This is a genomic window from Lactobacillus kimbladii, assembly GCF_000970755.1.
In the GTDB taxonomy this organism is placed as follows: Bacteria; Bacillota; Bacilli; order Lactobacillales; family Lactobacillaceae; genus Lactobacillus; species Lactobacillus kimbladii.
Map to the genome: position 1 here is coordinate 17,382 of NZ_KQ034006.1, position 20,554 is coordinate 37,935.

The 20,554-nt window shown below is 33.5% G+C and carries 20 protein-coding genes, 1 tRNA gene and 1 pseudogene; 15 read left to right on the forward strand and 7 right to left on the reverse strand.

From position 1 onward, the window contains the following. Window positions 1–4 precede the first annotated feature (4 nt). From rplI to JF75_RS10475, 3 genes are all read left to right on the forward strand, one after another. The gene (rplI, locus tag JF75_RS00085) at window positions 5–460 is read left to right on the forward strand and encodes a 50S ribosomal protein L9 (protein WP_046331333.1); all 456 of its coding nucleotides are present in this window, start codon (window positions 5–7) and stop codon (window positions 458–460) included. 37 nt (window positions 461–497) lie between these two features. After that, a complete protein-coding gene (dnaB, locus tag JF75_RS00090; RefSeq protein ID WP_045927257.1) occupies window positions 498–1,877 on the forward strand; it encodes a replicative DNA helicase in 1,380 nt (459 codons plus the stop codon). A gap of 168 nt (window positions 1,878–2,045) precedes the next feature. Beyond that, window positions 2,046–2,204 (forward strand): CsbD family protein, encoded by a 159-nt coding sequence (locus tag JF75_RS10475; RefSeq protein WP_141639294.1) that lies wholly within the window; start codon window positions 2,046–2,048, stop codon window positions 2,202–2,204. A gap of 76 nt (window positions 2,205–2,280) precedes the next feature. Here the strand turns inward: JF75_RS10475 and JF75_RS00095 are convergent, their stop codons facing one another. Together JF75_RS00095 and JF75_RS00100 are read right to left on the reverse strand one after the other, a co-directional pair. Next, window positions 2,281–3,480, reverse strand: a complete 1,200-nt coding sequence (locus JF75_RS00095; RefSeq protein ID WP_046331334.1) for a DUF2974 domain-containing protein — start codon at window positions 3,478–3,480, stop codon at window positions 2,281–2,283. Window positions 3,481–3,597: 117 nt separating this feature from the next. After that, the gene (locus JF75_RS00100) at window positions 3,598–4,299 is read right to left on the reverse strand and encodes an MgtC/SapB family protein (RefSeq protein WP_034978650.1); all 702 of its coding nucleotides are present in this window, start codon (window positions 4,297–4,299) and stop codon (window positions 3,598–3,600) included. 154 nt (window positions 4,300–4,453) lie between these two features. Here JF75_RS00100 and JF75_RS00105 point away from each other — a divergent pair. The 4 genes and pseudogenes from JF75_RS00105 to JF75_RS00120 all read left to right on the forward strand — a co-directional run bounded on the left by JF75_RS00105 (window position 4,454) and on the right by JF75_RS00120 (window position 8,477). After that, window positions 4,454–4,526 (forward strand) — tRNA-Thr (locus tag JF75_RS00105). Window positions 4,527–4,925: 399 nt separating this feature from the next. Next, window positions 4,926–5,411 (forward strand): hypothetical protein, encoded by a 486-nt coding sequence (locus tag JF75_RS00110; RefSeq protein ID WP_046331335.1) that lies wholly within the window; start codon window positions 4,926–4,928, stop codon window positions 5,409–5,411. 258 nt (window positions 5,412–5,669) lie between these two features. Further along, window positions 5,670–5,831, forward strand: coding sequence for a multidrug ABC transporter ATP-binding protein (locus tag JF75_RS10480; RefSeq protein ID WP_141639295.1), 162 nt, complete (start codon window positions 5,670–5,672; stop codon window positions 5,829–5,831). A 1,363-nt stretch (window positions 5,832–7,194) separates the two neighbouring features. After that, a pseudogene (locus tag JF75_RS00120) lies at window positions 7,195–8,477 on the forward strand (ATP-binding cassette domain-containing protein). A gap of 95 nt (window positions 8,478–8,572) precedes the next feature. On the opposite strand, the gene JF75_RS00125 reads toward JF75_RS00120, so the two are convergent. Further along, window positions 8,573–9,130, reverse strand: coding sequence for a hypothetical protein (locus JF75_RS00125; protein ID WP_209423235.1), 558 nt, complete (start codon window positions 9,128–9,130; stop codon window positions 8,573–8,575). 636 nt (window positions 9,131–9,766) lie between these two features. Further along, window positions 9,767–10,816 (reverse strand): IS30 family transposase, encoded by a 1,050-nt coding sequence (locus tag JF75_RS00130; protein WP_046331337.1) that lies wholly within the window; start codon window positions 10,814–10,816, stop codon window positions 9,767–9,769. 85 nt (window positions 10,817–10,901) lie between these two features. Here JF75_RS00130 and JF75_RS00135 point away from each other — a divergent pair, with 85 nt between their 5' ends. Continuing rightward, entirely contained in the window at window positions 10,902–11,291 is a 390-nt protein-coding gene (locus JF75_RS00135; protein ID WP_052726826.1) for an SAV1803-related protein, read from the forward strand. Window positions 11,292–11,338: 47 nt separating this feature from the next. Beyond that, window positions 11,339–11,650 (forward strand): hypothetical protein, encoded by a 312-nt coding sequence (locus JF75_RS10065; protein ID WP_052726827.1) that lies wholly within the window; start codon window positions 11,339–11,341, stop codon window positions 11,648–11,650. Between the two features lie 125 nt (window positions 11,651–11,775). Here JF75_RS10065 and JF75_RS00140 read toward each other — a convergent pair whose 3' ends face one another. The 3 genes from JF75_RS00140 to JF75_RS00150 are packed head-to-tail and all read right to left on the reverse strand — an operon-like array spanning window position 11,776 to window position 16,006. Next, window positions 11,776–13,257 (reverse strand): glycoside hydrolase family 1 protein, encoded by a 1,482-nt coding sequence (locus JF75_RS00140; RefSeq protein ID WP_046331338.1) that lies wholly within the window; start codon window positions 13,255–13,257, stop codon window positions 11,776–11,778. A 15-nt stretch (window positions 13,258–13,272) separates the two neighbouring features. Then, window positions 13,273–15,129 carry a beta-glucoside-specific PTS transporter subunit IIABC gene (locus JF75_RS00145; RefSeq protein ID WP_046331339.1) on the reverse strand — a complete coding sequence of 619 codons (1,857 nt, stop codon included), beginning with the start codon at window positions 15,127–15,129 and terminating at the stop codon, window positions 13,273–13,275. 13 nt (window positions 15,130–15,142) lie between these two features. Further along, entirely contained in the window at window positions 15,143–16,006 is an 864-nt protein-coding gene (locus JF75_RS00150; RefSeq protein WP_046331340.1) for an MBL fold metallo-hydrolase, read from the reverse strand. Window positions 16,007–16,209: 203 nt separating this feature from the next. Between JF75_RS00150 and JF75_RS00155 the strand changes: the two genes are divergently transcribed. From JF75_RS00155 to JF75_RS00180, 6 genes are all read left to right on the forward strand, one after another. Next, the gene (locus JF75_RS00155) at window positions 16,210–16,977 is read left to right on the forward strand and encodes a MurR/RpiR family transcriptional regulator (RefSeq protein ID WP_046331341.1); all 768 of its coding nucleotides are present in this window, start codon (window positions 16,210–16,212) and stop codon (window positions 16,975–16,977) included. 247 nt (window positions 16,978–17,224) lie between these two features. Further along, entirely contained in the window at window positions 17,225–17,641 is a 417-nt protein-coding gene (locus JF75_RS00160; protein ID WP_052726828.1) for a PTS sugar transporter subunit IIA, read from the forward strand. Window positions 17,642–17,656: 15 nt separating this feature from the next. Next, the gene (locus JF75_RS00165) at window positions 17,657–18,136 is read left to right on the forward strand and encodes a PTS sugar transporter subunit IIB (RefSeq protein ID WP_046331342.1); all 480 of its coding nucleotides are present in this window, start codon (window positions 17,657–17,659) and stop codon (window positions 18,134–18,136) included. Window positions 18,137–18,142: 6 nt separating this feature from the next. Further along, complete coding sequence (locus JF75_RS00170) at window positions 18,143–18,925, forward strand: PTS mannose/fructose/sorbose/N-acetylgalactosamine transporter subunit IIC (RefSeq protein ID WP_046331343.1); 783 nt, start codon at window positions 18,143–18,145, stop codon at window positions 18,923–18,925. Further along, window positions 18,912–19,739, forward strand: a complete 828-nt coding sequence (locus JF75_RS00175) for a PTS system mannose/fructose/sorbose family transporter subunit IID (RefSeq protein WP_046331344.1) — start codon at window positions 18,912–18,914, stop codon at window positions 19,737–19,739. Before JF75_RS00170 ends, JF75_RS00175 begins: the two co-directional genes overlap by 14 nt. A gap of 178 nt (window positions 19,740–19,917) precedes the next feature. Beyond that, the gene (locus tag JF75_RS00180; RefSeq protein ID WP_141639296.1) at window positions 19,918–20,529 is read left to right on the forward strand and encodes a hypothetical protein; all 612 of its coding nucleotides are present in this window, start codon (window positions 19,918–19,920) and stop codon (window positions 20,527–20,529) included. Window positions 20,530–20,554 lie beyond the last annotated feature (25 nt).

A 20,554-nucleotide genomic window follows, 5' to 3' on the forward strand; every position in this document is an offset into this window, starting at 1 on the left:
CACAATGAAAGTTATTTTTACTAAAGATGTTAATGGCCGAGGCAAACGCGGTGAAGTTAAAAATGTTCCTGATGGTTATGCCCAAAACTTTTTATTTAAGAGGGGCTTAGCCAAAGCTGCTACTAAAGCAAATATGCATACTTTGGAAAGAGTCGCTGCTAACGAAAAGGCAACTTATGAAGCTGAAAAAGCTGAGGCTGAAAAAATCAAGGCTGAACTAGATAAAGATGAAACAGTAGTTAACTTTAAATCTAAAGCCGGTTCAGACTCTAGGCTATTCGGCTCGATTTCTAGTAAAAAAATTGTCGAAGGTTTAGAAAAGCAATTTGGTATTAAGATTGATAAACGCAAATTAAACCTGCCTGAACCAATTAAATCGTTGGGCTACACCAATGTACCGGTTAAGTTGTTTAAGGGCGTAGAAGGCAAAATTCGCGTTCATGTTACCGAACAGGATTAGCCTTTAGTTGAATTCTGAAAAAAAGTGGGCGTAATTAATGGATAATATTGTCTCACAGCAGATACCGCATGACGATGAAGCTGAAAAAGCGGTTCTGGGCGCAATTTTTATAGATCCTGCTGCAATAGCTGATGCCAGTGCTGAGGTTCAGCCGGATGATTTTTATAAGAGAGCAAATCAGTTGGTTTTCCAGGCTATGCTTGATTTATCTGACCGTGAGGATGCAATTGATCCGTTAACGCTGCAGGATGAACTGACTAAGAAAAATCAGCTTGATGATATTGGCGGCATTGCTTATGTTTCTGAGCTGGCCATGGCGACTCCGACGGCTGCTCATGTCACTTATTATGCTAAAATTGTACACCGCAAAGCATTATTGCGGCGGCTTATTTCTGCCAGTCAAAAAATTATTACGAATGCAATGCAGGACTCCGATGATGTTACTGATATTTTAGATAACGCCGAAAGCGAGATTATGAATGTCTCATCGGAAAATAATGCGAATGGCTTTCGCAGTATCAAGGATATTGTTAATTCCACGATTGATGAAATTAACAATATTCCTGAAGATGGCAATATGGTTACCGGTTTGCCTACTGGTTTTGTCGAGCTGGATAAAATGACTACGGGTTTTCATGATGATGAACTGGTAATTGTGGCTGCTCGTCCCGGAGTGGGAAAGACTTCCTTTGCGCTTAATGTTGCCCAGTATGTTGGTTTGCATACTGATAAAACTGTGGCAATGTTTTCCTTGGAAATGAGTGGAGAACAGTTAGTGCAAAGAATGCTGGCTTCAGAAGGATTAATTAATTCGCAGCACTTGCGGACTGGCCAACTGGACGAAGATGAGTGGCCTAAGCTGGTTGCGGCATCGGGTTCTTTAGCAACAGCTAATATTTATATTGATGACACTCCAGGTATTAAGATGAGTGAAATCAGGGCTCAATCTCGCCGCTTAGCTAAAGAAAAAGGCAATTTAGGCTTAATTGTCATTGACTACTTGCAGTTGATTGAAGGTCCGCACAGTGAATCACGCCAGCAGGAAGTTTCCGCTATTTCACGGCAATTGAAGAAACTGGCTAAAGAACTTCATGTGCCGGTTATTGCCTTATCGCAATTATCGCGTTCAGTTGAACAGAGACAGGATAAAAGACCAGTTTTGTCCGATATTCGTGAGTCAGGTTCAATTGAGCAGGATGCCGATATTGTCTCCTTTCTTTATCGTGATGATTATTACCGTGATGAAGAAGAGGGCGAAGAAAATAAAGAGGTATCAGCTGAAGATGATAACGGTGAAGTGGAAGTTATCATTGAAAAGAACCGTTCTGGTAGCAGGGGCACAGTGAAATTAATGTTTTCTAAACCCTATAATCGCTTTTCGAACCTCGATTATAGTCATGATCAGCCTAACGAATAGAAATTAATAAAAGCCACGGTGTTTTAAAGGAAAACACTGTGACTTTTTGATTTATACTATATTTTAACAAAAAATAAGGCGTTTTTAATGACAATATTTCTACTAAATTGTACTATTAAGGTGTGAATAGCAAAATTTCGCTAATTTTTTGGGAAAGGACCGATTAAAATGGCTGGTAAAGGTTTTAAAGACAAAGTAGCTGGTAAAGCTAAAGAAGTCAAAGGCAAAGTTCAACAAGCTGCCGGTGATGTCAAAGACAAAGCTCAAGAAGCTACTGAAAACGTCAAAGACAAAGTTGATGACGTTAAGGATAAAATGAACAAATAATTATTTAATTAGTTAAAAAGAGGTTGGAAAACTAAATGTTTTCTCAGCCTCTTTTTTGGGTTACACATGAAACAATTTACCGTAATTTACGCTGGATGCTTTTTGGCAACTTAATATTGGGACGTTCCGGATCGTAAAATTCATAAAAGACTGGAGCCTTATTAGAATCATTACTTTTAGGATAAAGTTCATAGTTGCTGTTCATCAATGGCAGAGTCATATTCTTTTTATATGAATTCCAGATGTTGCTTAGTACCTGTGTCAGCAATTTTCTTTCTTCGGATTCCAGGGATAAAAAGGCGCGGCCAAAGCGATAAGTTCCTACTATTTTATTACTGGTTAGCTGGTGTAATTCATCAATATCGTAATTTTCAAATGCCTCGAAAAGATCAGAAAAAGCATCGCTTCTTTCTTGATCAGGGATTGAATTATTAAAATTAATAAGAGCATGTCTGATAACGCGACTGCCTGACGATAATCCGTCAGCCAGGGTAAAACTATCGCGCCCTACTGACCAGCGGCGCGGATCATGTTGGTTGCGCATAGGCACAGTACTTTTAACAACCAATACTTGTTCAGGATGATCCAGCATTGCACCAAAGATTGAGCCTTGAGGGATGTAGGTTTTCATTTTCGGCATAGAAGCAGTGAAGCCACGGCTCGTATACACTTTATGGAAAAAGCCCGGCCCGTCAAAACTAATCGCTTTTATTACCTGTTTTTGTATTTCAGGGCTAACTGCACTTAAAGCAAATTGAGCAAAATTGCCTCCTTTTGAATGACCTAAGAGGTAAATTTGCTGTTCACTAAACTTATGTGCAATTTCAGTAAGATACTTAGCGGCCACTTCTTGACCATAAATTTCCGGTAAATAATTCATGCCCATATCTTCATTTAGACCGATCATGGTGCCGTCGGTTCCCCGAAAGGCAATGGCTATGGTGTTTGAATCAATAAAAAAGGTGACAGCAGTAAATTGCAAGGGATGCGGTTCTTTTTCCAGCCTATCAGTCCAATCCAAAATTTTAATGTTGCCAATTCTAGGACTTTCTGGTAATAACATAACCTCGGTTGCAGTTTCGGCATACATTTGATGTTGAAAAGAGGGCAGCTTATACAGTTTTTCAGCTACCTCTCCTAAAGTATGACCAGTGGCAGAACTATCAGCTGGTAAATAAGCTATGGATGACAATAGCGAAGCATCAACACTGTTAAATGGTTTTTCTGAAAAGCTTAAGTCACCACGCCAGCGTAAATAATCAAGTGGTCCAGCCATATAAATTCTCCTTTCACAAAAAAGTTTATATCAATATTGTAGTGAGTTTGCTCAGTTAAGATAAAAATTATGCAAAAAAAACAATAGAATTAACTATTGCTTAAAAAGTAACTTGCTTTATTTATCTATACTGGCATAACTGATGCGCTTGATGTCAGGATACTTGCGCAGGGCCATAATAATATCGTTTTCATCAATATTATTGTTAATAATGCCGTCTACAAAAAAGATAATTCTTTCATCGCTGACAAAAAGTATTTTTACGGAAACATTTTCAACATGATTTGTCTCAAGCTCCTGTTCAATTATGTGCAGGATATCAGGCTTATTAACGGCTTCTATCTGAATATTGAACCTGATATGCATGATGATTTTATCAATTATGGCATCATCGTGAAACATCATCTGGATAACAAAGAGCAAGGCAGTTGCTAAAATACCAATAAAGTATAAACCAGAACCAATTGCCATCCCGATAGCAGCTGTTGCCCAGATACCAGCAGCAGTTGTCAAACCGGAAATCTGTTGCTTTTTAATTAAAATTGTTCCGGCACCAATAAATGAAATACCTGAAACTATTTGCGCAGCAATTCTGGAAGGGTCCAAAGCAACGTCTGACATTTTTAATAAATCGCCAAAACCATACTTTGAAACTATCATAAATAGCGCGGAAGAAAAGGCAACTACAATATGTGTCCGCACTCCGGCACTTTTTCTTTGAATCGCACGTTCATAACCGATCAACGCTCCGCACAAAGAAGCTACTACAATTCTCAATAGCCATGGGAGTTCTGCGTTAATCGATGCTAAATTTGCCATTACATCCACTCCATTTCTAAATCTATTCTTATATTATACTCTTAAAAAAGCGCGCCAAATGACAGTTATGACAAAAACTGGGAAAAAGTCAAAAAATGCTTGCGTAAACTTTTAGAATATGTTTTAATTAATATCGTTGTTGAGATATGACAATGCTGACTTAGCTCAGTTGGCAGAGCACGTCATTAGTAATGATGAGGTCGGAGGTTCGAATCCTCTAGTCAGCATTCAGAAGAGTAAAATTAGTAAAATAACCTTGATTTATCAGTGTTTTCTGTTGGTAAGTTAAGGTTATTTTTTGTTTATTAAAGATAATTATGCACACAATACGGAACACGTTTTTAGCTGTGTTCCATGCAAAAACTTTTAGGTAGGCACTATGGCGGATATAACGGTATTTATAACCCCTTTTTTGTGTGCAATGACAAAACTTTTTTAAAAAACGAGTAAAAGTATTTAACGACTTTTCTTAAATATACCATGTCTTTAATAGGAATAATTCTTGTTTTAAATGTTTTGAAATTCTAGAATGGGTTTTGATTACAATATTTTTACTTATAATTGGATCTTAGCACAGCTTAGACCACATTATAGAAATTTAAATAGCGAAAGAAGATTTCAAGAAAATGATTACTAAAAAATTTATTACTAAGCTCGCAATTGCGTGTGCATTGTTAGGTGGAGCTACTGCTACCCTAGCAAATGCAAGTGAAACTGCATTAACAAATAACACAGTTGCTCACGCAAATACAGTAACGAAAAAATATATATGGCACAAAGGAACTCCTAAAGAATTAAGGGGCAATTATCGAATTATACATATTGCCAAGCATCCATTATCTTCCAAATATTTTTGGGCTGTTTGGACAATTACTACAAAGCAAGTTAACTTTGATGAAATGAATTGGCCAACGAGACTAGGATATAAGGTGAGATATCGATACATAGGTCCTCATCGTTACGAGCTTAAATACAATATACGAAAGAATGGGTATATTGTTGCTACTAAAAACTATAGGTCTTATCTAGGTAAAAAGGGCAAAAATTTAATTTCATACGCAAATAATTATACAACTAAGGGTAATGTTTATCATAAAGCGAAGAAAAGATGAGCAAACAAATTTTTTATGATTTATTATTTGATCTTAATAGCTATACGTAGTCAATTGTGTAATTATATGCTTTTATTCAACATTTAGAAGGATAAAATTGGTAAAATAACCTTGAATTATCAGTATTTTTCGTTGATAAATTAAGGTTAATTTTTGTTTGTTAAAGATATACGGCACGAGGTAATAACGCTGTATACCAAATAATTCTTTGAGTTCAAAATAGAGATTGCTAGAGTCTTATTCTTTAGGCGTCCAGTTTTGCTAGCAAATGAAGCAATAGCTTCGCTTGATCCTGTACTTTCTAGGAAAATTCATAATACTCTTTTGCAGGAATATTCTGGAACAGTTACTGAAGTAGCACATCATCTTATTCCTAAGGAAAAGATGATAATTAACAAAATAATTCACTTTAAAAATTAGGCTTATTTAGAGTAGCGATATCATAATTAAGTAGATAGTTACTTAATTATATTTTTACAAGCCAGTAGCCAATAGATATAATTATATTAATAAAAATATGTTGTCACTAGCTGAATTAATAGTATTATTATTTTTTTGTTGATTTAAGATTTGTTTAATGCTATTATTAAATAAATATAAATTTATAAATAATAGTTGGTAAAAATTTCATAACTAGTAACGTGTTATATGGGTTAACACTGGCAATGAGTTTTTAATTTTTTATCTTCAATAATTTTAGGATTTTTATTACCGAAAGCTTATAGTAGTGTGATGAAACTATATTTTTTAAGTTTATAGCAAATGTTGTAGTTCTTATGACATCGTTTATAGTAAAAATCAGGTTACTATACATAACTTTCTTTTTGTTAATTATTTTAATCTTTGTTTTAAAAAAGGGATGTGAAAAAATTATGAATTATTATAAAGCCTTTGATGCGGGAAGTAGCATATATCTGGTTGCATTTATAATTGATTATATTATAGAGCTGTTTAGTATTAACAGTTCTGGTATCAAGACAACAGCATTGGGACTGAAAATAATTACAAATATGAATGAGCATTCCTTAAACACGACTTTTTCATTAACATGGAGAGTGCTAATTTCGTATTTGATTTTTATATTATTTTTTATGTCCGCCTTTTATTTTTTTAAAAAGATAAAAAAACAGATGACTATATGATAATGTGAGCTAGAATAATAGTCTTATTCAGAAGAATCATTTGATTCGATTAACCTTGAAATATCAGCATTTCACGCAGATAAGTTAAGGCTAATTTTTTATACAATGATAAATTTTTTACAGTGCAATAAACAAGTTTGCGGTGCAAAATTTAATTATTTTGCACTGATAATCTCAGAAATTTTATGATTTTTCTATAAATCATTTATGACAGAATATACAAATTAATATCGTTAAACCTTTCATTGTTTTTTGCAATATGAAATTATTATTAATTTAATTACAATAGAAAGCAGGCAACCGAAGATGAAACCAGTATACACAATATAAATTAGAGATAGCATTAAATAATTTAGGCAAGAACTTATTGAGACGCATTTAGTAAAATACGCCAATGGCTTAGCTTTGTCTAATTTTATTATTTTTATTTTATTAGTGGAAACTGACAAAAGAATATTGACTTTAGTTTAGTAAAAATCATTTTTTTATAATAACTTTTTTCAGTCGTGCACCTTTGGTTCATATTACCAAGGTTTGGTAAATTGCTGAAAATAATCATGCCTAACTAAAACTAATTATGTTGTCTCTAATTTTTAAATTTAAAAAGTTAATATTTTTGAAAATTAGAAGGGTAATTAATTATGAAAACGTTATATTCTTTTCAACATTATTTCGATCTGCTTTTAGCAACTTATAAATTATTTTTCAAAGCAGCTCGCATATTAGCTGCTTTTGTTGTTTTGTTGGCTCCTGTTCAAGCAATTGCATCCGTTCTTGCAGTCAATACGGGACAAAATGTCACTAATGATGTTTCTAATCACCAAAATTTTGTTGTTAGTCTAATAATTTGATTATAGCTACCGCTTTAACGCAGTTATTGCCACCTATAGCTACTTCTGCTCAGGGCATTTTAACTGATAAATTAACGGGTTTTATCAATGTCAGTTTAATGACTAAATCCTAAGGCTTACAGTCTCTTAGCATTTTTGACGACAACTCTTACTATGATGATTTAAAGATGTTAAAAGATGAGTTTTGTGGCGTCCAGTCAATTTGATCGTGTTTAGAGTAGCAGTAATCCAGTCTGCTTTATGATTCACTTTTATGGGTAGAAAAACATCAGCGCTTTGAGAATTACCATGATGACTTTCAAAGTGGTACTAAAGAAATAGCCGCACCGATTGAGCAAATTAAATTAGGGCATGTTTCGTTTGTTTATCCCTTTTCTAAAAATGAAGTTTTGCATGATTTGAATTTTCAAATTAATCAAGGTGAAAAAATCGCTGTAGTGGGTGAAAATGGTTCAGGCAAGTCAACTTTAGTTAAATTATTGTTGCGTTTTTATGATCCGAGTAAGGGAAAGATCGAGCTTAACGGTAATGATTTACGTGAATTTGCTCTTGCAAATTATCGGCAAAATTTATCCGTCACTTTTCAGGACTATTCTAAATTTAAGTTGAGTTTGGCCGACAATGTAGCAGTTTTTCGCCCAGGCAATAATGAAAAAATTAAATCTGCATTGAAGAAGGCAGGACTAGAAACATTGCTTAAAGATAAAAAGATCGACTTAAATGCAATTTTAAGTAAGGAATTTGCCAATGGTACAGAACTTTCAGGAGGACAGTGGCAAAGAATAGCACTTGCACGGGACATGTATACTAATGCTCAAGTGGAGTTATTAGATGAACCTATTGCGGCTTTGGATGCAAAAAGTGAAAATGAAATTTACCAACATTTTTTGAGAGAAAACGAGGGCAAAACAATTATTTTTGTAACACATCGCTTGTCGGCCGTGAAATATGCGGATAAGATTCTCTTTTTACAAAATGGTAGAGTTCTGGGCTTTGATACACACGAAAAATTAATCAGGAGTAATGCTGATTATCGCAATATGTATAATTTACAAAAAGAGGCTTATATCTAGGTATAAATAGATATAACAAAAATAGATAAAACCTATGTTTATTTTAGTGTTAAATGTAGATTTTATCTATTTTATATTCCGAAACTTTTTAATTGTTATTTTACTTCATCTATGTCATCTTCAGCTAAACGATGATGGTATAAGCTTTGGTCTGTTTTATCTATGTCTGTTGTTAAAGCTTCCTCAATAGCATGTTGAATATCAATCATGTTTTGCTTGTTGTAAAATGGTACGGATATTTCGTATGCTGAGCCACCCTTTTCAATTGATAATTTAGTCATAATACCATTTAAAAAGATGCCGATACCAATTAATAAGACAATAATACCGATTGCTGTATCAGAGTTGAACATTCCTAATCCAATCATTGCTATAATCACACCAAAAATGAAGTCTTTAATGGAGTAAGATGTGTCAATTGAAGCATCAGATATGTTTTTTAAGGGAATATTTTGTTTATGTTTACCAGCCGGAAGAAGCCCCAATACTGTATTTTGCTCCACTATTCTAACAAATCTATAGTCAACTGCCACTGAACCCTTAATCCAAAAAAGTAATGTACTAGCAGAAAATTCTTTTTTAAACCATGTCTTATTACGTGACTTATCCACTGCTACTTTCTTTTCTCCTGTTTCTTTTATTATTTCTGGCATATTTTCCTCCTAAATTAATTATAAAAAAGCCTTAAGGACTTAATAAATTCTTATAAATTACTATAGCACATTAAAGCTGTTACTAACAGTGCTCTACAGGCTTTCTAGGCAATTTTTATAGCATTTTTACTTAAAATGCTGTTGTCGGTTCCCAGAAAGGGGTGATTGAAATAATAAAAAAGTGGGAGTATAAATTGCAAGGAGTATGGTTATTTTTCAAGCCTGTCAGTCCAATCAAAAATTTTAATGTTACAATTCTAGGACTTTCTGGTAATAACATAACTTCAGTTGCTGTTTCAGCGTTCAACAAAAATTTATTTAAGTAACATATTAAGTATAAACTATATTTTGATAATTATAAGAATAAACCGTATTTTATATGTTATTTTTTGATAAAAATTAGTTCTTAAATTTCATACGCTTTAAAGATATATAGCTAAAAATATTTATGGTATAACGTAATATAATTTATATATAAAAAGTATTTATAATATAATATACAATTATATAATAGCAAGAGTAATCATGAAAAATAAAACAAAAAGGTTATTATGTGTTGTGTACACACTTTTTATTTTTAATAATTATTTATTGAAAGGAAAATATTTCGAAAATTGCAATTTTAAGTTGAACACCCTACTTGATCTGATAGATGCAATCTAATCTTCTCTCATATAATTCATCGGGTGTGTGGTAGGCTAAGATCTTGCGGGGCAGGTTATTGCACCATTCCTCAATGCCATAGATTTGCCTTAAGTCATAATCCTTGATGGACTGACCTTTAGGAATGAAGCACCGGATTAGCCGGTTGTGCCGCTCAACCCCGCCCTTCTCACAAGAAGTATAAGGGTGCGCATAATAAACCAGCGTCTGCGCAGCTTCTTCTAACTGGGCTAAATCCGCAAACTCAGAATCATTATCCGTGGTAATGGTCTTAAAGACTTCGTGCCAGTGTTCCTGGTATTGGCTGCGCAAGGTTTTAAAGGCCGCCATGACGCTGGCAGCCGTCTTATCCTTAATCGGGATAATCATGAATTTGCGGGTCATGCGTTCATACAGGGTTAAAAGGGCCTGGTCATCTTTGGTTTTATGTCCTAAAACCAGATCGCACTCCCAGTGGCCAAACTCGCGGCGCTGGTTAATAGCAGCAGGCCGTTCACTAATACTGCGGCCCAGCTGGCGTTTATGCTGGCGTACCCGTTTAGCTTTCGTTTTGCGGCTTAAGCACTCAGGCAAGTCAGTTGCCTTAATCTGTAATAAACCACGTTCCACATAATGGTAAAGCGTCTTGGTGCAGACTGTTTCATTCCGGGTAAAGGCGCCGCTGGCTAAGGCGCGACCGGCGCAGGCATCAAGCGACCAGCCCTGCTTGAAGAAGTGCTGTTCAACGTACTTAATGAAACGGGTTTTGGCTAGAAAAGCTTGCTTACGGCCGCAGTTTAAGCGCCTTATCTGGTAGCGTCTTTGCGCTTCCTGGGCATCGTAGCGGTACCGTTTGCCATGGTATAAAGAAATCTGGCCGCGTTCAAGCTCGTACTTGACCGTGGTGGGCGAACAGTTGAGGGCACGGGCAATTTGACGCAGGGACTGGCCCTGTTCGTGCATGATTTGAATGGTAACCCGGTCAGTTAGGGCAAGATGTTGGCCCTTTTGGTGAGTAGATATGGTGGAATTAAGGGAGTTCATTGGTAACTTCTTTCTAGAATTATTGGGTTAATTACATTCTATCAGAGAAGTCCAATGGACTTTTTTTATTTTTTAATCAGGGCAAGTGTTCAACTTCATTTTACAATTTACTAAAGAATCTTATTACAGATTTCTAAATGGAGAAATAAAGTCGATAAGTCGAGGGAAGTACAGCCGTGCAAAAGATGGACTGTATACCCATCATATTGCGGAAATTAATCATCCAAATTTAGCTAATCGAAACTATATTGGTCACCTTAAGTTTGATTTTAAATATCAAGTTAAAGATAAGCTGGTTTATTGTGATTTATTTGAACATATAGCTTTGCATACTTTAATATTCATTGACAGTGATGGTCATTATGGAAGAAATGGTTATGATTTTCTTGGTAATATGGCTATACAGTGGTATACAACAGATATGATACCTAAGCCAATGTGGATGCAAAAAGTATATGAAAGAGAGCTTATTTAAATAAAAAACAGACTTTGTGCCTCTTAGAAACGATAGAAAAAGATAAAATGCATGGTATAAAAGCTAAGGGAAATCCACAAGATGATGGAATGGCAAATTTTATATTCAACGAATTACTTAAAAAATTAAAGATTCAAACCTCCGAGGAAGAAGAAAAAGCATGGCAAAAATCACATCCGTTACTTGTAAAGAATAAAGTAGATCCTAAGATACCTCGCAAAAAACTATTAAAGCTATTATATGAAGCAAAATATTATGAAGACTTTAGGAGTTTAAATCTATTTATCGATTCCCAATTAAATAAAATTAGGGATGATTTACTTGATGATTATGAAAAAACACTTGAAAACAAAGCATAACAACTATTAAGTTCGACTTATAAAAATCAGTTAGTAACTCAAAAAATTAACAACATTAAAAGGACTAATTCTTCATATTTTGAAAGAACTAGTCCTTATTTTTTACTCAATTTAACTTAAAATCCTTATTTTTCGTCTAAGGCTTCTCCATTAGTTTCTATAATATGTTTTATCCATTTATAAGACTTTTTTGGTGTTCGCTTTAGAGTACCGTGACCCAGATCATCCATGTCAACATAAATGAAACCATATCTTTTTTTCATTTCACCTGTTGATAAAGAAACAAGATCAATAGGTGCCCACATTGTATAACCAATACATGGAACTTTGTCTATATTTATAGCATCCCTCATTGCAGACAGAAGTTGATTTAAATATTTAATTCGATAGTTATCTTCTACATAATCATTATCATCAGGATGATCTATTGAGCCTACGCCATTTTCAACTATAAAAAGTGGTTTTTGAATTCTGTCATAAACCATATTCATAGTATAACGTAATCCGAGCGAATCAATATTCCAGCCCCAAGGTGTTTTTTCAAGATACGGATTATCATCTCCTCCAACGTTAAACCATTCGTCTCCAGCCTTAAAAGTACTAGAGCGATAGTATGAAAATGCAACATAATCGAGTTGTCCCTCATATAAGATATTATTGTCTTCCGGCTCAATTTTTAGTGCACTCAACCCTTTAATGCCATGGTGTTGTAAAATCTCATCAGCAAATTTGGGGTAGTATCCACGTCCCATAGTATCAACAAAGTACCAATTTTCTCTTAGTTCTTCTTGAGTTGCTAAAACATCTTCAGGTTTGCAAGTTTTTGGATAACAAGTACTTAGAGCAAACATTGCTCCAAATTGACTATTAGGCATCATTTTGTGGCCTAGTTTTATTGCAAGAGCTGATGCTATAAACATATTGTGTGCTGCTTGATATCGATTTAGTCCATTTGCTTTATGGACTCCAGTAGAACTAAAACCACGAATAGCATTAATTTCGTTAAAAGTTAGCCAGTATTTTACCCTTTTACCAAAATGCTCAAATAAAGTTTTAGCATATTGAACATAAAAACTAATTACTTTGCGAGAATTAAAACCATCATATTTTACGGCTAAATTAATGGGGAGCTCATCATGGCATATTGTAATTAAAGGTTGAATATGATATTTTTCTAATTCATCAAGCACATGGTCATAAAATTTTAAACCTTCTTCGTTAGGCTCTTTTTCTTCACCTGTGGGATAAATTCTTGACCAAGATATAGAAAAGCGATAAACCTTAAAACCCAAGTCAGCCATTAATTTTATATCCTCTTTATAGTGATGATAAAAATCAACTGCTTTATGGCTCGGATAATATTGATCAGGTAGAAGAATTGGTTTAGCAGTAAGAGGAACATCTTCTGCAATTGCAAAAGAACTCTTAGGATTGATAATAGTACCGTCAGGCATTTTCATTGTAAGATGCCGCGGGTGTTCTTGAGAGCCATTTGTTTCATAATCATGGGTAGAAGGACCACGACCGCCTTCACAAAAACCACCTTCGTATTGAAAATCCGCAGTTGCTCCGCCCCATAAAAATCCTTTTGGTAGTTTTTTGACCATATTTACTATTCTCCTTTAATTTAATTTGTCGCCAGTATTTACTTTGCCTGTTGTTTTAAGTTTTATCTTTTTATTATTCGGATTAGTAATAATCAGCATTGTTGTTAAATCATAACCCTGTTTTTCGATATATTGTCGATCAATATTAACGATGGGATCTCCAGCTTTAACTCTATCGTTTTGATGAGCCAATATTTTAAATCCTTTACCTTTTAAATTGACTGTATCAATTCCAATGTGAACTAAGATTTCAACCCCTTCATTAGTAGTAATTCCAAAAGCATGGCCGGTTGGAAAAAGGGAAGAAATACTACCATTAGCCGGTGAAGCAATGATATCATCATTAAGTTTAATAGCGACACCATCACCAAGAGTTTTTTTGGAAAAAATATCATCTTTTACTTCGGATAAATCTTCTAAATCACCAGTAACAGGTGCAACTATGGCGTCATCGTTACCTGCAGTTACATTACTATTTGAAGAAATTTTACTATGCTGATCATCGTTGCTATTACTTGAAGGATTTATTTCAGCAAAGAAGTATGTAAAAATAAAGCCTAAAACGAAAGCTATTAATACTGTAATTATAGCGTTAACAAAATTATTTGGATTACTGGTAATGAATAATGGCAATGTTAGTATGCTTTGGGGACTGAGTGCAGAAGAGTATATTTGTGTAATTCCTGCATATAGTCCAGCCAGCCCACCAGCTGCAATTGCACAGTATAAAGTACGTTTGTATTTTAAAGTTATCCCATACAATGTAGGCTCTATGATTCCAGTTAAAGCCGTGATGCCGGATGAAAATGCAATTTGAGAATTCTTTTCATTTTTCTTAAGTCTTAGGGCAGCAGCAAACGCTACTCCTGATTCCACCATGTTTGCTACTAAAAATCCTGGTCCAATGATGGTTTCCTTTTTGAATTGTGCAAACTGCAGAGCAGCTAAGGGCATCAAAGCCATGTGCATTCCTATCATGACTAATAATGGTGCAAATGCTCCTATGATTGTTGGTACAAACCAAGGTGCATAGGTGTTAATAGCTTTGATTACAAAGTAAAAGCCGTCACCTAGCCATGAACCTATCGGACCAATTATCAAAAGGGTAATAGGTGCTGTAATTGCTAGCAATAAAAGTGGTTTAAGAGTGGTTTTAATACTGTTGGGAATAAACTTCTCTAAAAATTTATCAATAAAAGACATGAACCATATTGCTAATAATATAGGTAATACGCTGCTACTATAATTTACTAATTGTAAAGGTAAACCTAAAAAAAAGACTGGTTTTCCTATATTAGCTAGCTGAGTAATTGAGGGATACAATAAAACACCAGCAATTATCATAGCAATGTATTCATTTGTTTTGAACTTTCTTGCTGCTGAAACTGCTAATAAAAATGGTAGAAAATAGAATACTGCATCAGCTATTGCATTTAAAACTATATAGTTTTGTGACGTAGTACTGAGCACTTTAAAAGTAGCAAGAATAGAAATAATTGCTTTAAATAAACCACCAGCTATAAATGCAGTAATTAGAGGAGCCATAATATTAACTAGGTCATTTACTAACTTTTTTAACCAGTTTTGTTTAGCTGACTCCTGTATATTTTCTGTTTCATTTGTATGCGATAACTGTTTACTTATTAATTTGTAATAAGTTACTACTTTCCCTCCAATTACAACTTGTGATTCTTCACCAGACTGTACTGCTTCGATTACATCTGGCAATTTTTTAATAGTATCAAGATTAAATTTACTTTTGTCTTTTAGTACGAACCGGAGCCTAGTTGCACAGTGAGTTAATCTGGCAATATTATCAAGTCCACCTACATTTTCAATAATTTGAAAAGCGTTAGTTTCTTCTTTGTTCATTTTTAGGCCTACTTCAATCTTTTAATCCATTTCGTAATGCTTCTTCAACCATTTCATCATTGTATAAAATCAAGGTATGCTTATAATAGTGGGCATATGCATCACTAGTAATTGTTTTAACTACTTTGTCATTTTGATGATTATCAATTAAGTCAAAAATTGCATCTCTGGTTTCTTCTGCGGCAGAAAGGGGTATTGGTTTTTGTCCATGTGCTGGATATAGTTCAGATATTTGAGTTTTCATTGCTAATAATCTATTTAACGATCTTACATAAACTTTCCAAGGAGCCTGCAATTGAAGTCCCATTTGATAATAAACGTTATAAAAACAAATGCTGTCTCCGGTGAAAAGCCAACCTTTTTCTGGACAAAATAAAGCAATAGATCCATAAGTATGACCAGGAATTTCCAGTACTTCTAAAGTTAAATTTCCTAAATTAAATTTATCGTGATCTTTGACAAAATGAAACTTTGTGTGAGCCAAATTTTTAGGCTTGATATATTGCTTCTCATCAATATATTTTTCTAATTCAGGAACTTTTTTATACCGATACTTTATGGTATGCAGTTTCATGTCTGAATCATTATCAAAGCTTAATAACTGGTAATAATCATTCACGTGAATATACACATCTTTGAATAAATAGTCTCCCAAACCATGATCCGGATGCCCATGACTGTTTACTACATAAACCGGCAGGCTGGTGATTTCTTTTATTTGATCTTTAAAATCTAAATAACCATAACCAGTATCAAATAACAAAGCATGGGATGAACCTATGATTAAATACCGATTGATTGATTGAACTTCTTTTAAGCAATATAGTTGATCATTTATTTTTTCAACTGACTTACACTTTAACAATGCCTTATCCATATCTATTACCTCGATCTATGATTTACACTTGCATAATTACTAAATATTTCGAGCTTAATTTATTTGTACACCTCACTTTTGATATTTTTATCAGTTAAGTGATATTTTTTACACTTTTATAATAACACTACTGTAAACGATTTCAATGAAAAATTGATAAATTTAACATGAAAATGATAAAATATCTTTTGAAGGAGAAAACAATGTTAAGTAATATTTTTATACCAAAAGGCCATCTTTCTAATTCTGAAAAAAAAGTTCAAAAATATATTCAAAGTAGTCCGAATCGAATTGAAACGTTAACTATTAACAAATTGGCTGTTACCGTGGGAACTTCTGTAGCTTCTGTACAGCGGTATTGCCAAAAAATAGGTTTTTCTGGATACAAGGAATTTAAATTTGCTTTTCTTAATGCTCTGGCTAAACAAGCAGAAAATCAAAAGAAGGAAAATGCAAATCAGCTATGTTTGGATTATTTAAATGGTTATCAAAAAATTTTAGAAAAATTAAAAGCCATAAAACAAAAACAAATTGATAAATTAGCTAATGCTTTGCTTAATAGTAAGTTTAACTATATTTTGGGGGTATATTATTCAAGTATTCCTGCACGATTATTAACATTGCAACTGCAAGATTTGGGTTTACCAACTTTTTGTTCTGTCAATGATATTGATGGTGAACATTTGCTTGATAATTCAAATAAGGATTCTACTATTGTCCTTTTTTCGATAAATGGCGTAAAAGAACACTATGAGGATTATTGGGGAGATGCAATCGCTAACTGCAATAATTCATTTTTGATTACAATGAATAGAAAAGCTGAATTTAGCAGTTTTTTTAAAAACACTATTGTGCTTCCTGGCAACAATTTAGAAGAAAATTTGTCCTTTGATCAGCAATCTGTGCCGACTATTTTTATTGAAATGTTAATGCAAATTATTCACCATAAAAATTTACAAAAAATAAGTTGAATAATCTAAATATTGATAATAAATTTATATGCTTATTTACACTAAAAATTGTTAAAGAGCCTAGATTTGAAAAAAATCTAGGATTTTTTTGTAAGATAAATCTTGGATCTTAATAAATTGGTTTAAAAATTGGTTCTATTTTTGGGACGATTTAATAAATTGGTTACATTTATTATTGAATTAAAGCGTTTTCAATAATAGAATTTGTTTGATAGAAGAAATAAGTCAACAGAAAGGGGAGAGTTTATTGCAAATAATTTTGGCAAGCCATTCTCAAATGGCTAATGGAGTGAAGAAAACAGTTGAGTTAATTATGGGTCAACAACCTAATTTGCATGCAATTGCGGCATATGACGATGAACAGGAATCGTTAGAAAAACTGGTTACTACGCATATAGAAAAAAACCCTCACGATAAATTTCTTTTTCTAACCGATATTATTGGAGGAAGTGTCAATACCACAATAGCGCAAATAATTGATGACAAAAAGAATATGTTTTTGATAACAGGTATGAATCTACCTTTAGTGTTGACAATTCTAACCACAAAGATGGACAACTATTCTTCTGAACAAATAGCTAGCAAACTAGAAGACTTTTTTAAAGAGGCACGAAAAGAGCTTAAGGTTGTTCATGTAGCTGCCCAAGAAGCAGAAGATTTCTAAAGAGGTGGTATTTAAATGATAAAAATGTTACGTGTTGATTATCGTTTAGTTCATGGTCAAGTTGCCTTTGCCTGGACTAATTTTTTATCAGCAGATGCAATTTTGGTAGCAAATGATGATGTTGCCAAAGATGATTTCCGTAAACGAGTTTTAAATTTGGCTAAACCCAATGGTGTCAAATTAATTTTTAAAAGTATTGCTGATTCACTAAAGGCAATTGAAAGTGGAGTTACTGAAAAATATAAAGTTTTTATTGTAGTTGAGAATATTCAAGACGCATATGAAATGGCGGAAGGGACAGACGAAATTAAATTAATTGATATTGGACTGGTAGCGAATCGAGAAAATACTAAAAATATTGCAAAATCTGTTTATGTTAATGAAACAGAAATACAGCAAATGACTGAATTAGAAAATAAGGGCGTTGAGGTTGTAGTTAAACAAGCGCCTACCGATCGTGATGTTCAATTCTCTTCATTAGTTAAAAAGGAGTGATGCATAATGGTTGGTCAAATAATAGGAATATTTTTTATCTCTTTAATTGCCAATTCCCAAGACTTTCTTGGTACTAGTTTTATTGGTAGACCAATTGTAACAGGTATGTTTGTTGGCTTGTTATTTGGAAATTTAAAAGAAGGCCTTTTAATGGGGGCAGCTTCAGAGTTGATCTTTATGGGTCTCATGGCAATTGGGGCAAGTGTTCCACCTGATGAAATTGTTGGTGGGATTTTAGGCACAGCCTTTGCTTTAAAAAACGGATTGGGAGTTAGTTCAGCAATTACATTAGTTTTACCAATTGCCACTTTGAGCTTAATTGTTAGGAATATTCTTTATGTTTTAGTTTTCCCAGCAATGACACATCAAGCTGATCATTTAGCTGATGAAGGCAAAATTACAGAAGCTGGTAATATGCATTTATGGATGAGCTTCCTGCAAATAATTTTACTTACTGTTCTTACGACTTTAGCTTTTGCTGTTGGAAGTAGTGCAGTTGGAAAAATTATTAGAATGATTCCAAAAGCAGTAACAGATGGTTTAACTATTGCAACTTACATTCTTCCAGCTGTTGGATTTGGTATGTTAATTAATATGACATATTCTAAGAAAGTTGCTCCATTTTTCTTTTTAGGATTTGTCTGTGCTGCTTATCTAAAGTTAAATACTATTGCAACAGCAATTATCGGTGCGATTTGTGCAGCTGTAATGTATATCATTTTTGATGAAATCAGAAGTAACAGTGAAAAGTCATCAACTAAAGGGGATGAAATTTATGACGATTTCTAATCAGAACAAAGGTAAAAGGCTAAACAAGAAAGATTTAAGAGGCATTTTCTGGAGAACATTGCCAATGGAGGCTTCATTCAATTATGAACGAATGATGAGTGCAGCTTTTGCCTATTCGATGACTGGGGTAATTAAAAAATTATATTCCGATCCAGAAGACCAAAAAGCTGCAATGAAAAGACATTTGGAATTCTTTAATTGTACTTCGGCAATGTCACCATTTATTGTTGGTGTCGCAGCATCAATGGAAGAAAAGAAAGCTAACGACCCCAGTTTTGATGTTTCATCAATCAATTCTATGAAAGCTGGTTTAATGGGACCACTGTCTGGAATCGGCGATTCAATTTTCTGGGGTAGTTTAAGAATAATTGCAGCTGGCATCGGAGTTTCTTTAGCAAAACAAGGCAGTATATTGGGGCCGATTTTATTTGTGCTGATCTATAATATCCCAAATATGCTTGTTCGCTATTTTGGCACAATGTGGGGTTACAAGTTGGGTGTATCTCTAGTTGATAGAATGAAGTCCGACTTGATGGATAATATTACTTATGCAATTAATATCTTAGGCAACACCGTTATTGGCAGTATGGTGGCGTCAATGGTTGTCATTAAGATCCCTTTAAAAATTTCTAGCAGTAAAGGGGCTCCTACTGTTCAATCTGTTTTAAACTCTATTTTACCGGCATTGTTGCCTTTACTATTAACATTCTTTATTGCCCATCTCTTAAAGAAGAAAGTAAATGTACTTTATCTTTTGTTGATAATTGTTGTTGTAAGTATTTTGGGTGCTATGTTTGGATTCTTAGGAATTTAAAATGTCTGACAGTTCTAAACTAGAAAAAACACTTTTTGAATTTTTACTAATCCATTTTCGCTTTACATATTATCGTAAGCAACAGTCTAAGTTAGTTAATTGGATATCGCAACAATTTTTTGCTAATTATGAAAAAAAGCAAAAAGGTTTTTTCTTAACAAAGGCGAAAAACAAAAACTTGCTAATTGTTAATTGTTCTGCACCAACAAAGTGTTTTTTTGGTAAAAAAAATTACAAAGTTAACTACTGGCTGAAAATGCCAAAAATAATGACGATAGTTCAATTTATATCTTTGTTATTGTTAATAATTTTTATCTTTTTTAGTAGTTATCTTTGGTATAGTGAAAGATTAATACAATTATGTTTTGCGCTAATAATATGTGGTGTTTTATCTGTAATTGCAATTGGTCTGCCCCAATTTAAGTGTTTTTCACATATAGCAACTTTAACTACGGCAATTATGATTGCTCAAAATAGTCAAATGGATTTGCTTTTATTAAAAGGAGAGATGTCAGATTTACCTCACAAATTAATTGCTAATAAATATAGTAAAATTGTGTGGCTAAGAGATATTTACAATGGAGAACAAATCTACTTAGCTGGTAGAAAAGTTGATAATACTAAGGAAGAAATGATTTTTGCTGCTGATAAAACACCAGAAAAGGAAATTTTAGTTAAAAATGTAAATCGCTATGGTAATGAAGTAGTTCCAAAGTCATTTATAATTTCCTTGACGAAATTAGAACAATTGGCAAGTGAAATAACTATTAATCATATTTCTAAAATATAGTTTGTATAAAAAGAACCCTCAAAAT